Annotated in this window: 13 protein-coding genes; 5 read left to right on the top strand and 8 right to left on the bottom strand. The window is 70.9% G+C overall.

Annotation, left to right across the window (positions count from 1 at the left end):
- Positions 1-5: 5 nt before the first annotated feature.
- Entirely contained in the window at positions 6-929 is a 924-nt protein-coding gene (locus ACZ48Z_RS08395; RefSeq protein WP_468735020.1) for an ACP S-malonyltransferase, read from the bottom strand.
- An 89-nt stretch (positions 930-1018) separates the two neighbouring features.
- Positions 1019-2221, bottom strand: a complete 1203-nt coding sequence (locus ACZ48Z_RS08390; RefSeq protein WP_468735019.1) for a PucR family transcriptional regulator — start codon at positions 2219-2221, stop codon at positions 1019-1021.
- Positions 2222-2314: 93 nt separating this feature from the next.
- On the opposite strand from ACZ48Z_RS08390, the gene ACZ48Z_RS08385 reads away from it, so the two are divergent.
- Positions 2315-2968, top strand: coding sequence for a pirin family protein (locus ACZ48Z_RS08385; RefSeq protein ID WP_468735018.1), 654 nt, complete (start codon positions 2315-2317; stop codon positions 2966-2968).
- On the opposite strand, the gene ACZ48Z_RS08380 is transcribed toward ACZ48Z_RS08385, so the two are convergent.
- Together ACZ48Z_RS08380 and ACZ48Z_RS08375 are read right to left on the bottom strand one after the other, a co-directional pair.
- The gene (locus tag ACZ48Z_RS08380; protein ID WP_468735017.1) at positions 2965-3780 is read right to left on the bottom strand and encodes a serine hydrolase domain-containing protein; all 816 of its coding nucleotides are present in this window, start codon (positions 3778-3780) and stop codon (positions 2965-2967) included. The two genes, ACZ48Z_RS08385 and ACZ48Z_RS08380, sit on opposite strands and share 4 nt — an antisense overlap.
- Before the next feature lie 19 nt (positions 3781-3799).
- Complete coding sequence (locus ACZ48Z_RS08375) at positions 3800-4270, bottom strand: GNAT family N-acetyltransferase (protein WP_468735016.1); 471 nt, start codon at positions 4268-4270, stop codon at positions 3800-3802.
- Positions 4271-4366: 96 nt separating this feature from the next.
- Between ACZ48Z_RS08375 and ACZ48Z_RS08370 the strand changes: the two genes are divergently transcribed.
- Positions 4367-4834: a MerR family transcriptional regulator gene (locus ACZ48Z_RS08370; RefSeq protein ID WP_468735015.1), complete on the top strand. Its 468-nt coding sequence runs from the start codon at positions 4367-4369 to the stop codon at positions 4832-4834.
- On the top strand, positions 4831-5847 hold the full coding sequence (locus ACZ48Z_RS08365; RefSeq protein WP_468735014.1) for an aldo/keto reductase: 1017 nt from the start codon (positions 4831-4833) through the stop codon (positions 5845-5847). The genes ACZ48Z_RS08370 and ACZ48Z_RS08365 overlap by 4 nt, the downstream gene beginning before the upstream one ends.
- A gap of 89 nt (positions 5848-5936) precedes the next feature.
- Here ACZ48Z_RS08365 and ACZ48Z_RS08360 read toward each other — a convergent pair whose 3' ends face one another.
- Genes ACZ48Z_RS08360 through ACZ48Z_RS08350 form a run of 3 tightly spaced genes read right to left on the bottom strand, consistent with a single transcriptional unit; the run spans position 5937 to position 8763 of the window.
- A complete protein-coding gene (locus ACZ48Z_RS08360) occupies positions 5937-6794 on the bottom strand; it encodes a DUF4429 domain-containing protein (protein ID WP_468735235.1) in 858 nt (285 codons plus the stop codon).
- Between the two features lie 58 nt (positions 6795-6852).
- Positions 6853-8073, bottom strand: a complete 1221-nt coding sequence (locus tag ACZ48Z_RS08355) for an alpha/beta hydrolase (protein ID WP_468735013.1) — start codon at positions 8071-8073, stop codon at positions 6853-6855.
- Between the two features lie 54 nt (positions 8074-8127).
- Entirely contained in the window at positions 8128-8763 is a 636-nt protein-coding gene (locus ACZ48Z_RS08350; protein ID WP_468735012.1) for a TetR family transcriptional regulator, read from the bottom strand.
- A gap of 66 nt (positions 8764-8829) precedes the next feature.
- Here ACZ48Z_RS08350 and ACZ48Z_RS08345 point away from each other — a divergent pair, with 66 nt between their 5' ends.
- Complete coding sequence (locus tag ACZ48Z_RS08345) at positions 8830-10449, top strand: MFS transporter (RefSeq protein ID WP_468735011.1); 1620 nt, start codon at positions 8830-8832, stop codon at positions 10447-10449.
- Positions 10450-10723: 274 nt separating this feature from the next.
- Positions 10724-11035, top strand: coding sequence for a small hydrophobic protein (locus ACZ48Z_RS08340; protein ID WP_468735010.1), 312 nt, complete (start codon positions 10724-10726; stop codon positions 11033-11035).
- A 466-nt stretch (positions 11036-11501) separates the two neighbouring features.
- On the opposite strand, the gene ACZ48Z_RS08335 is transcribed toward ACZ48Z_RS08340, so the two are convergent.
- Positions 11502-12239: a potassium channel family protein gene (locus tag ACZ48Z_RS08335; protein ID WP_468735009.1), complete on the bottom strand. Its 738-nt coding sequence runs from the start codon at positions 12237-12239 to the stop codon at positions 11502-11504.
- Between the last annotated feature and the right edge of the window lie 66 nt (positions 12240-12305).

The raw sequence follows: 12305 nt of genomic DNA, 5'->3' as shown, positions 1-12305 counted from the left end.
CCTGTTCAGGCACTGTGCTCGGCGACGAGCTCGCGAGCAGCGTCGAGGTCGTCGGGGGTCTTGAGTGCCAGGGTCTGCACACCGGGCAGCGCGCGCTTGGCGAGGCCGACCAGCGTGCCGCCGGGGGAGACCTCGATGAACGCGGTGGCGCCGAGCTCCTTGAACGTCTCCATGCACAGGTCCCAGCGCACCGGGTTGGCGACCTGGCCGACCAGGCGCTCCAGCACCTCGGCGCCGGTGCCGACGGCCTTGCCGTCCTTGTTCGAGACGTACGTCACGGTCGGGTCGGCCGGTGCCAGGTCGGCGGCGGCCTTGGCCAGCGTGTCGACCGCGGGGGCCATGTGGCGCGTGTGGAAGGCACCGGCGACCTTCAGCGGGACGACCTTGCGGACACCCTCGGGCTTGTCCTCGTTCAGCACGGCGAGCTGCTCCAGCGTGCCCGCGGCGACGATCTGCCCGGCACCGTTGACGTTCGCCGCGGTCAGGCCGAGCTTCTCCAGGTGCGCGACGGAGACCTCCGGGTCGCCGCCGAGCAGCGCCGACATGCCGGTCTCGGTGATCGCGGCGGCCTCGGCCATGGCCAGACCCCGCTTGCGTACGAGGGTGAGGGCGGCGGTGTCGTCCAGGACACCCGCGAAGGCGGCGGCGGTGATCTCGCCGACACTGTGCCCGGCGACCGCGCCGGGGGCGATGTCCGCGACGGCGCCGAGTGCCGAGGCGGACAGGATTCCGGCCGCGACCAGCAGCGGCTGAGCCACCGAGGTGTCGCGGATGGCGTCCGCGTCGGCCTGTGTGCCGTAGTGGACGAGGTCCAGCCCGATGGCGTCGGACCACGCGGCGACGCGGTCCGCAGCACCGGGGAGTTCGAGCCAGGGGGTCAGGAAGCCGGGCGTCTGGGCGCCCTGGCCGGGAGCGACGAGTACGAGCACTCTCACACTCTCTCTTGAGGGCGGCCCTAGCCGCCCGTGGGGACAGGGACGAAGAACGAGAGGGGGTTTTGTGGACCCCCGACAAAAGCCTAGGCCTGGAGATCCCCGTCGGCCAGACGCCCCAGGATGAGCGCGATGCGCAGGGTGAACGCCGACCGTACATCGGAGGGCGACCAGCCGGTGACGTCAGTCACACGTCGAAGCCGGTAGCGCACGGTGTTGGGATGCACGAAGAGCATCCGGGCCGCGCCCTCCAGACTGGACGCCTGTTCGAGATAGACGGAGAGAGTCTCCAGGAGCGCGGAACCGGCCTCCTCCAGCGGTCTGTAGATCTCCTCCACCAACTGCTCGCGCGCACTCGGATCCCCGGCCATCGCGCGTTCCGGAAGCAGGTCGTCCGCCAGGACCGGTCGGGGGGCGTCCTCCCAGGCACTGCACGCCCTGAGTCCGGCGGCGGCGGCCTGCGCGGACCGGGTGGCGGCCAGCAGATCGGGTACGACGGGTCCCGCGACGACCGCCCCGGCCGCATAGGGCCCGATCAGCGACTTGGCCACCGCGAGAGGGTTGTCGCTGCCGCCCGCGATGACGACGAGCCGGGTCCCGAGCACCCCGGTGAGGACCTGGAGCTTGGCGTGCCGGGCGGCCCGGCGGATGGCCTCCACGGTGAGCTCGGAGTCACCGTCCGGGGCGGTGCCGAGGACGACGCACACATGCTCGGGGGCGTTCCACCCGAGCGCGGCGGCCCTGCTCACGGCCCCCTCGTCGGCCTCCCCGCTCAGCACCGCGTTGACGACCAGCGACTCCAGGCGGGCGTCCCAGGCACCGCGTGCCTCGGCGGCCTGGGCGTAGACCTGCGCCGTGGCGAAGGCGATCTCCCGGGCGTAGACGAGCAGGGCCTCCCGCAGCACGGACTCGTCACCGGGGGCGGCGACCTCGTCGATCGCGCTCTCCATGACCTCGATGGTCGTCCTGACCATCTCCACGGTCTGGCGCAGCGTGATGGCCCGGGTCAGCTCACGGGGAGCGGTCCCGAACACGTCGGTGGAGATGGCCTGCGGGGCGTCCGGGTGCCGGAACCACTCCGTGAAGGCCGCGATGCCGGCCTGGGCGACCAGCCCGATCCAGGAACGGTTCTCCGGAGGCATGGCCCGGTACCACGACAGCGTCTCGTCCATGCGCGTGATGGCCTGCTGAGCGAGAGACCCGGACGACTTCTCCAGCCGCTTCAGGGTCGCGGCGTGGGCATGGGCAGGCGCTGCGGGACCGGACTTGCGGGATACGGATTCGGGCACGTGGACAAGACTGCCTCATCGGAGCGCCGGCGCGCGCCGCCGGGTACCGACTACGGCACCCGGGGCGGCCCGTCCCGGGGCTACCGTGGTGCCGTGACGGACGTACGGCGCGCGACGGAGCGCTACCCAGGCGGGGATCCCGGAGCGGGGATCGAGTCGTGGCACGCCTTCTCGTTCGGGCCGCACTACGACCCCGACAACCTCCGCTTCGGCGCGCTGATCGCCTGCAACGAGGAGCGCCTCCTGCCCGGGGCCGGTTTCGACGAGCACCCGCACAGCCACACCGAGATCGTCACGTGGGTGGTCGAGGGCGAACTGACCCACCGCGACTCCACCGGGCACGAGACGCTGGTCCGCGCCGGGGACGTCCAGCGGCTGAGCGCCGCCGCGGGCGTCCGGCACGTGGAGCGCAACGACGCCGAGACCCCCCTGACCTTCGTGCAGACCTGGCTGGCTCCCCTGGAGCCCGGCGGTGAGCCCTCGTACGAGATCGTCCGCGGGATCGCCGACTCGACGCCGTACGCGATCCCGGCGGCGGGCGCGATGCTCCATGTGCGGCGGCTGACGGTGGGGGAGCGGACCGCGGTGCCCGACGCGCGGTATGTCTACGTCCATGTCGTACGCGGTGAAGTACAGCTGGACAAGCAGAAGCTGGGCCCCGGCGACGCGGCCCGGGTCACCGACGCGAAGGACCTGGACGCGGTGGCCGTGAGCCGGGCCGAGCTGCTGGTGTGGGAGATGCCCTAGAGATCCGCGAGCACGGCGTCGGTGAACGCCGGCCACGCCTCGACCGCCCACGGTCCGAAGGCGCGGTCCGCCAGGGCCACGCAGGCCACCCCGGCGTCCGGGTCGATCCACAGGAACGTGCCGGACTGGCCGAAGTGCCCGAAGGTGCGCGGCGAGGACGAAGAGCCCGTCCAGTGAGGGGACTTGGAGTCCCGGATCTCGAAGCCGAGGCCCCAGTCGTTGGGGTTCTGGTGGCCGTAGCCGGGGAGCACGCCCTTGGTGCCCGGGTACTGGACCGTCATCGCCTCCGCGACCGTGCGCGGATCCAGCAGCCTCGGTGCCTGCACCTCCGCCGCGAAGCGGAGCAGGTCCCCGACCGTCGAGGTGCCGTCCTTGGCGGGGGAGCCGTCGAGGCTCGTCGAGGTCATCCCCAGCGGCTCCAGCACCGCCTGCCGCAGATATTCGGCGAAGGGGATCTCCGTCGCCTTCGCGAGGTGGTCGCCGAGCTGCTCGAAGCCCGCGTTCGAATACAGCCGGCGCTCGCCGGGCGGGGCGGTCACGCGGTGCTCGTCGAAGGCCAGCCCCGAGGTGTGCGCGAGGAGATGACGCACCGTCGACCCGCTCGGCCCGGCCGGCTCGTCGAACTCGATCGCCCCCTCCTCGTACGCGACCAGGGCGGCGTACGCCGCGAGCGGCTTGGTGACCGAGGCCAGCGGGAACCGCCGGTCGACAGGGCCATGAGTGCCCAGGACCGTCCCGTCGGCCCGCACCACCCCCGCCGCGACGGTGGGAACCGGCCAGTTCTCGATCAACGCAAGGCTCTGCAAGGACATGCCGCCGAGCCTAAGCGGCTCAGAGCCGCAGCATCATCGTGGGGTCCGGCTTGTGGACGAAGCCGAGGGCGGCGTAGAGCGGCTCGGCCTCGGGGGACGCGGTCAGCATGACCTGACCGGCACCCCGCTCGCGGAACCACGCCAGCAGTTCGTCCATGCACGCGCGCGCGTACCCGCGTCGGCGTGCGTCCGGGTCGGTGGCGACGCTGAAGACGTACCCGGACCGCCCGTGCGGGCTGCTCGCCTTCCCGATGCGGTAGTCGACCGTCCCGGCCACCAGCGCGGCCAGCGCCCCGGGCCGCTCCGGATGGTCGACGACGAAGGCCGCGAAATCGCCGTCCGTCTCGCCCAGCCTCTCCCGCAGGGACGGCAGGGCCTCCTTGTGCCACGCTGTGGACGCGTCCCCGCCGGGCAGCGCGTCGATCATCACCTGGCGCAGCCGCAGTACTTCTCCGGCGTCCTCGGTCGTGGCACGGCGTACGAGACTCATGTCCCGCACGCTAGCCATGTGATCGGCTTGCCGTCCTGTGAATTCTCACCGGTTTCGCTTGCTTGGAGTGCACTCCAAGGCCATAGCGTTGGGGTCATGACGGTGATGGAGACCACGGGGACCAGGACCGACAGCTGCGCGGCTCCGCCGCACCCCCGCCGGCGCCCGGTGGGCGAGGACAGCTACACGATCAGCGAGGTCGTCGCCTTCACCGGCCTGACCGCGCACACCCTGCGCTGGTACGAGCGCATCGGCCTGATGCCGCACATCGACCGCTCGCACACCGGCCAGCGCCGCTACAGCAACCGCGACCTGGACTGGCTCGACTTCGTCGGCAAGCTCCGGCTCACCGGCATGCCGGTCGCCGACATGGTGCGCTACGCGGAACTGGTACGGGAGGGCGACCAGACCTTCGGCGACCGTTTCAAGCTGCTGGAGACGACCCGCCGGGACGTGCTGGCCCGGATCGCGGAACTCCAGGACACCCTCGCCGTGCTCGACCACAAGATCAGTTTCTACGCCGAGGCCGGCAGCCCCGACCGGGAGAAGGAGAACGCAGGATGACGGACGGCAGGATCCCCACCGCACGACTGGGCGAGACCGGGCCGGAGGTCGGCGTCCAGGGACTCGGCTGCATGGGCATGAGCTTCGCGTACGGCCCCACGGACGCGAAGGAGTCCCGGGCCACCCTGGAGCGGGCCCTGGAGCTCGGCATCACGCTCTACGACACGGCGGACGCCTACGGCCAGGGGGAGAACGAGAAGTTCCTGTCCCCGTTCTTCAGGGCCCACCGCGACGAGGTCGTGATCGCCACCAAGTTCGCCCTGGCGATACCCCCGGACGACCCGACCCGGCGGATCATCCGCAACGACCCGCCGTACATCCGCCAGGCCGTCGAGGCCAGCCTGAAGCGCCTGGACGTCGACGCGATCGACCTCTACTACATGCACCGGCGCGATGTGAACGTCCCGATCGAGGACTCCGTCGGCACCATGGCCGAGCTGGTGCGCGAGGGCAAGGTCAAGCACCTGGGCCTGAGCGAGGTCACCGCGACGGAGCTGCGTGCCGCGCAGGCCGTGCACCCCATCGCCGCCGTGCAGTCGGAGTGGTCCCTGTTCAGCCGGGACATCGAGGCCCAGGTGGTCCCGGCGACCCGCGAACTGGGCGTGGCGCTCGTCCCGTACTCCCCGCTCGGCCGCGGCTTCCTCACCGGGTCCTTCACCGACGCCGACAAGGACCTCACCGCCGACGACTTCCGCCGTCAGCAGCCCCGCTTCACGGGCGACAACGCGTCCGCCAACGCGGCCCTCCTGGAGCCGGTCCGCACGGTGGCCGAGGCCCACGGGGTCTCCCTCGCGCAGATCGCCCTGGCCTGGGTCCAGCAGCAGGCGTCGGTGCACGGGCTGTCCGTCGTCCCGATCCCGGGCACCCGCAAGCCGGGCCGGGTGGAGGAGAACGCGGCGGCGACGGGCATCGAACTCACCAAGGAACAGCTGGAGCTGCTGGAGCCCATCGCCGCACAGGTGGCGGGAGACCGGTACGCGGACATGCGGTTCTCTTCAGCGGGCCGTGAGTAAAGCCACCTAGGGGCGCGGGGCTGTATCGATATGCGGCTCCGCCGCGTGGGCGCGACGAGCCCCCACCGGTCTGCACCCGACAACGCACCTCAGAGCTCCGCCAGCAACTCCGCCTTCTTCACGGAGAACTCCTCGTCGGTGACCAGCCCGGCCTGGTGCAGCTCCCCGAGATGACGAATCCGTTCGGCGATGTCGGCAGGGTCCCGGCGCGGCACGCTCGCAGCCGGGACCGCTGCCGCGGGCCCCCGCTGCCGTACGGCCGCCAGCACCGCCGCCGCGAACGGCAACGACTCGTGCACGGGCCCGTATCCCAGCCCGAACACCACCGCCGCCGGATCCTGGTCAGCCTGCGCCGGCCCCTGTTCCGCGCGCAGCAGCCGCAGATGCCCTTCGAGCACCTCCGGCGACCGCCACTCCACCCCGCTCAGCTCGGACACCGGGAAGCTCTGGTCACCGGCCTTCCACTTCGCCGACGACGCTCCCGTCCAGAACCAGCGGAAGTGCACGGTCCGGCCGTCGAAGGACGCCTTCCCGTCGTACGCCTTGAACTGCAACGGCACCTCGGGCGCCGGTACCAGGAAGCGCTCGGCGGGCTCGTCGTCCTCCTTGAGCAGCGCGCGCAGCTCGTCCGCGTAGTACTCGGCGAGCGTCTCCTTGTCGGCCGGCAGCACCAGCCGGTACGGATCGCACCCTTCCTTCAGCTGCCCCGCCGCCGCCTCCATGAGCGGGTCCGCCCCGGGCCGCGGCTCGGCGTGCAACACCACCGTGCCCCGCTTCCCGGGAGTCAGCGTCACCCCGGAGATCGCCTCCAGGGGGATCCGTCGTTCTCCCAGTGCCTGGAAGAGCTTCGGAGTTCGAATCCCCCGTTCGTAGCGGATGAGCACGGAGTCGGACTCGAACTCCCAGGCGGCATGAAATCCGGCCAGTACGTCACCCATGCGGGTCATCGTATTCGGCACGAGCTCCTTCGTCCCCTCCTCGCGCAGACCGCAGTTCCTGCAGTCTCTACGCGCGTCCGGCCGTGGCCGTGCCGGACAAACCGGCGCGACAGGCTTCGTCCTCGTGGGCGCACCGCACCGAGCGGTACGCGCCAATGCCGATCTCGGCGAAGTTGAGCAGACTCTCCGTTCCGGGTTCGAAGTAGCCGGCGTGCCCGTCGGCACCCCGTGCGGACAACACACGCGCGCCGAACGCGGAGGACACCGGGTCGGCCCCGTGGCCCAACCCGCCGACCTCCAGGTACGGCACGTCCTGGATCCAGTCGTCGGCGTCCCGCATCGCCCACACCTGCGCGGAGGTGCGCAGGTGGGAGGCGTCCGTGGTACGCATCCCGGGGCTGCCGGCCACCGCGATGTCGGCCACCCTGCGGGGCAGCGCGTGCGCGGCAACTCCGCACACCACGGAGCCGTAGCTGTGGCAGAACAAGGAGACCGGCGAGGTGCCGGGCAGCGCACGCACCAGCGCGTTCAGGCGGACGGCGCCGCCCTCGGCGCGCATCGCGGTGACCGAGTCGATGCCCAGTCCGGCGGGTGCCGTGTAGTCGGCCCAGGCGATCACCGCCGTGCGTGTGGCGGGGCTCGCCTCGCGCTCGGCCCGGTACAGGGCCTTGGCCATGCCGACTGGGGCGGAGTAAGTGCGGTTGGTGCGCTGGAAGGTGAGCAGGTCGGTGTCGACGCCGGGCACGATGACGGAGATCCGCTCCGCCGTGCGCAGGTCGCCGAAGACCTCGGCGATCCGGCCGGAGCCGTCCGGGTCGAAGGCGAGGATGTGGCGCTCCGGGGCCGTCAGCGACTCGAAGCGGTGCATCCGGCGGCCCGCCTCCTGCTGGCCCTCGGGCGTGAGCAGCGGGTTGTGCATCCGGGTGCGCTCGACGCCTCGGGCCTTGAGGAGCGCGAGGCGGTTGGCCTGGTAGCGCAGCGCGACGGGGGCGCCGTTCATGTTGCCGACCGCGAGCGGGTAGCGCTGGGCGAGACGGACCCGGTCCTGCGAGCTGAGCGACGCGAAGAACCGGGTGAGCTGGGCCGGCGAGGCGGTGTCCGGGTCCGGCAGCCGGTGTCCGTGGAGGTGGCCGTGCTCCCAGGATTCGAGGGAGGCCTGGAGCGGCGTGGCCTCCCTCTGGTTGCGCAGCGCGGTCCAACCGGTGGTCGCCAGCATCACGAACACCACGGCCAGCGCGAGCAGGAGGCGCCAGACGTTGAGTTGCGGGGAGGTGTCGAAGGAAGTCACTGAAAGGACACACTAGGAGAACGAGACGGTCTCGGGTTAATCGAGTGACGGGGATCACGTTTTGGTGTAAGCGGGCCATTTGCCGGTCAGGGCGGGACCCAGCAGTTCGAGATTCGAGACCGTCAACTCGCGCATCGCCTCCAGACTGAAGTCGCCGTCCGTCAGCCACTGCCGCTCCGTGACCCGCATGACACCGCTGAAGACGGCCACCAGCAGCCTGGGCCGCGGGTCGGTGTTCCCGTCGAGGCCCTCGCGTTCGGCGAGCACGCGCGTGAGGACCTCCTCGGACTCCGCGGAGCGCCGCAGATGGGCGGCGAGCAGCACGGGCGTCGACTCGATCACCCGGTACATGCCGAGGAACCGCTCCACGGGCACGACCGCGTCGACGACCTCGTGCAGGGTGTCCCAGCCCTCCAGCACGGCCTGGCGCAGCGCTTCCAGCGGAGGCTCGTGCGCGGGGCGCGCGCGTACGCCGTCGACGAAGTGCGCCACCGTCATCTCGTGGAGGGCGAGCGCCGCCTCCTCCTTGCCGGCGAAGTAGCGGAAGAAGGTGCGCTGCGAGACCCCGACCTCGTCGGCGATGTCGTCGACGGTCGTCTGCTCGTAGCCGCGGTCGGTGAACAGCTCGATGGCGACCCGCAGCAACGACTCGCGGGTGCGCTGCTTCTTGCGTTCGCGCAGAGTTTCCATTGGTGTCAGTTACCGACTTGTGAATTGGTTTGTCAATTGTCAGTGGCTGTCACTAGCCTCGAACACATGACTAGTCAGACCACCATCGACACGACGGGGCCGGAGGACAGGGCGTCACAGCCCCCGTCGGATCAGCCGCCCGCCTCCGGACTGCGCGGCCACCCGTGGCTCACCCTCCTGACCGTGGCCGTCGGCGTCATGATGGTGGCCCTCGACGGCACCATCGTGGCCATCGCCAACCCGGCCATCCAGTCGGACCTCAAGGCGAGCTTCGCGGACGTCCAGTGGATCACCAACGGCTACTTCCTCGCCCTGGCGGTCGCCCTGATCACCGCGGGCAAGCTCGGTGACCGCTTCGGCCACCGCCAGACCTTCCTGATCGGTGTCGTCGGCTTCGCCGCCGCCTCGGGCGCCATCGGCATGTCCAGCAGCATCTCCGCGGTCGTCACCTTCCGCGTGTTCCAGGGCCTGTTCGGCGCCCTGCTGATGCCGGCCGCGCTCGGCCTGCTGCGAGCCACCTTCCCGGCCGAGAAGCTCAACATGGCCATCGGCATCTGGGGCATGGTCATCGGTGCCTCCACCGCCGGCGGCCCGATCCTCGGCGGTGTCCTCGTCGAGCACGTCAACTGGCAGTCGGTGTTCTTCATCAACGTGCCGGTCGGCGTCCTCGCCCTCGTCCTCGGCGTGCTGATCCTGCTCGACCACCGCGCCGAGAACGCCCCGCGCTCCTTCGACATCCTGGGCATAGCCCTGCTGTCCGCCGCCATGTTCTGCCTGGTCTGGGCGCTCATCAAGGCCCCGACCTGGGGCTGGGGCGACGGACTGACCTGGACCTTCATCGCCGTGTCCGCCGTGGGCTTCGTGCTGTTCGCCCTCTGGGAGACCAAGGTCAAGGAACCGCTGATCCCGCTCGCGCTCTTCCGTTCCGTCGCGCTGTCGGCGGGCGTGGTCCTCATGGTCCTGATGGCGATCGCGTTCATGGGCGGCCTGTTCTTCGTGACCTTCTATCTCCAGAACGTGCACGGTATGAGCCCGATCGACGCCGGTCTCCACCTGCTCCCGCTCACCGGGATGATGATCGTCGGCTCCCCGCTCGCGGGCGCGATGATCACCAAGCTCGGCCCGCGCATCCCCCTGGCCGGCGGCATGGCGTCCGTCGCGATCGCCATGTTCGGGATGTCCACGCTGGAGACCGACACCGGCAGCGCGACCATGTCGCTCTGGTTCGCCCTGCTCGGCCTCGGCCTCGCGCCCGTGATGGTCGGCGCCACCGAGGTCATCGTCGGCAACGCCCCCATGGAGCTCTCCGGTGTGGCCGGCGGTCTCCAGCAGGCCGCTATGCAGATCGGCGGCAGCCTCGGTACGGCCGTCCTCGGCGCGGTGATGGCCTCCAAGGTCGACGGCGACCTCGCGGCCAACTGGAAGGACGCCGGCCTCCCCGCCCTCACCCCGGCCCAGCTCGACCAGGCCTCGGAAGCGGTCCAGGTCGGTGTGGCACCCGTGGCCAAGGGCACCCCGGAGGCGATCGTCGCGAAGATCACCGACGTCGCCCACGACACGTTCATCTCGGGCATGAGCCTCGCGTCGCTGGTCGCCGCCGGCGTCGCCGTGGTCGCGGTCTTCGTCGCCCTGCTCACCAAGCGCGGCGAGAACGCCGAGGCGGGCGCGGGCGTCGGCCACATCTGACGAACCCGCAGGTCACGCCTGACGGGATGTCAGTGTTCTTCCCCTATCAGGGTGAAGAGGCTAAAGAATTCTCGCCTCCGGCAGGCGGCGCAGGTCACAGTAAGTCAAGTCCTCCGCACGGCACGCTCGTGGGACGCGGAGGACGGACGGCGCTGCGGCGCGCTGCCGGAGGGGGGCGGCGCGCCGCAAGGCCGGAGGATTAACGGCCGTGACGGGGGTACCCGCATCAACGAACCCGAGACGAACCCAACCAACCAAGGGTGTCAGGGAGTTGATGATGGCGGGCTTCGGACAAGGAACGCGCAAGCACCCCCGCTCACATGGCCGGACATGGTCACGGAGTGGGCCGGACCGCGCGACGCTCGGAATCATCGGAGTCATCTGCGCGATCGCGGGCTTCTTCGTGCTGGGGATCATCCTCGGCCCCATCGCGATCGTCTGCGGCTGGCTCGCCATGGGCCGCACCTGGTCAGGCGGCAACCGCGCCTGGCCGGCCCTGGTCGCCTTCATCTTGGGCGCCATCGACACGCTCCTGGCGATCATCTGGCTCGTCGGAGCGGCCACCCCGGGCAGCGGGTTCTTCTGACCCGGGGCGCGTGAGGGAAGGGCCCCCGGTGGGACGACCGGGGGCCCGCCCGCGTGCCAGGAGCGACTCCTCGTGGGTCGGCCGCGCCCTCGAAGCCCTCGCCCGGCCCGCGGCTGAGCTGTTTCAGGGACGGCCCCTGGAACCGGTGGCGTCCCGCCGTGGGGTCCGGGAATCCCGGCGGCACCCGCCAGGCGGCGAGCGTCCGGTACACGCCGCCGGGCCGCCGCGCCCGCGTAAGTCCTCGCTCCTGTCCTACAGAGAGCGCAGAGCCGCCTCCTCGCGGCTGGGCTCGGCCTTCGGCGGATGCCGTGCGCAGGGCGGCGCCCGCGGAGTTCTCGCTCGGCCCCGGCGGACGTCGTGCGACTGGGGCACGGGAACGGAATGCGCTCAGCCTCCGACGGACGTCTCGCACAGGGCCGTGCCCTCACGCTCGACCCTCGACAGGCTCGCGGGAGCGGAAGTGCGCTCAGCCCCCGACGGACGTCTTGCGCAGGGCCTCCACCTCGGCCCGCAGCGCCCGTACCTCCTCCGTCAGAGCGCGGATCGCCTCCGTCTGCTGGCGTTCCTCCACGTCGTCCTTCTCGAACCGCTCGATGAACCAGGCGGCGATGTTCGCGGTCACCACACCCAGCAGGGCGATCCCGGACAGCATGAGCCCGACCGCGATCATGCGGCCGAGACCGGTGGTCGGGGCGTGGTCGCCGTACCCGACGGTCGTCATGGTCGTGAAGGACCACCACACCGCGTCACCCAGCGTCCGGATGTTCCCGTTCGGGGAGTCCCGTTCCACCGAGAGCACGGCCAGCGACCCGAACATCAGCAGTCCGACGACCGCGCCGCCGACGTACGTCGTGACCCGGATCTGTGAGGCCATCCGCGCCCGCCGCCCCAGCAGCATCAGCGTGGAGACGAGACGCAGCAGGCGAAGGGGCTGGAGCAGCGGCAGCACGACCGCGCACAGGTCCAGCCAGTGGGTGCGGACGAACTCCCGCCGGCGGGGAGTCAGCGCGAGCCGCACCAGGTAGTCCGCGGCGAACGTCCCCCACACGACCCACTCGACCACCGTGCACGCGAACGTCACCGACGGCCCGGCAGAGGTGTCCACGATCGGTACCGCGTAGGCGAGGGCGAACACCACGGCCAGCCCCAGCAGAGGCCGTTGCGTCCACTGTTCCCACCGGTCCTGCGCCGATTGTTGGTGCATGAGGGCATCGTAAAGAAACAGTAAGGGCGGTGGGACCACAAGGCCCCATCGCCCTTCACCGCTCAA

Source organism: Streptomyces sp. NPDC031225 (assembly GCF_055570355.1).
The sequence above is the reverse complement of the archived record's forward strand: the minus strand, read 5'-3'. Positions and strand labels throughout refer to the sequence as shown.

Bases quoted from the DNA above. Each gene is read 5' to 3' on its own strand.
- ACZ48Z_RS08380 (WP_468735017.1), bottom strand. From the start codon at position 3,780: ATGTCCTTGCAGAGCCTTGCGTTGATCGAGAACTGGCCGGTTCCCACC.
- ACZ48Z_RS08375 (WP_468735016.1), bottom strand. From the start codon at position 4,270: ATGAGTCTCGTACGCCGTGCCACGACCGAGGACGCCGGAGAAGTACTG.
- ACZ48Z_RS08370 (WP_468735015.1), top strand. From the start codon at position 4,367: ATGACGGTGATGGAGACCACGGGGACCAGGACCGACAGCTGCGCGGCT.
- ACZ48Z_RS08365 (WP_468735014.1), top strand. From the start codon at position 4,831: ATGACGGACGGCAGGATCCCCACCGCACGACTGGGCGAGACCGGGCCG.
- ACZ48Z_RS08360 (WP_468735235.1), bottom strand. From the start codon at position 6,794: ATGACCCGCATGGGTGACGTACTGGCCGGATTTCATGCCGCCTGGGAG.
- ACZ48Z_RS08350 (WP_468735012.1), bottom strand. From the start codon at position 8,763: ATGGAAACTCTGCGCGAACGCAAGAAGCAGCGCACCCGCGAGTCGTTG.
- ACZ48Z_RS08345 (WP_468735011.1), top strand. From the start codon at position 8,830: ATGACTAGTCAGACCACCATCGACACGACGGGGCCGGAGGACAGGGCG.
- ACZ48Z_RS08340 (WP_468735010.1), top strand. From the start codon at position 10,724: ATGATGGCGGGCTTCGGACAAGGAACGCGCAAGCACCCCCGCTCACAT.
- ACZ48Z_RS08335 (WP_468735009.1), bottom strand. From the start codon at position 12,239: ATGCACCAACAATCGGCGCAGGACCGGTGGGAACAGTGGACGCAACGG.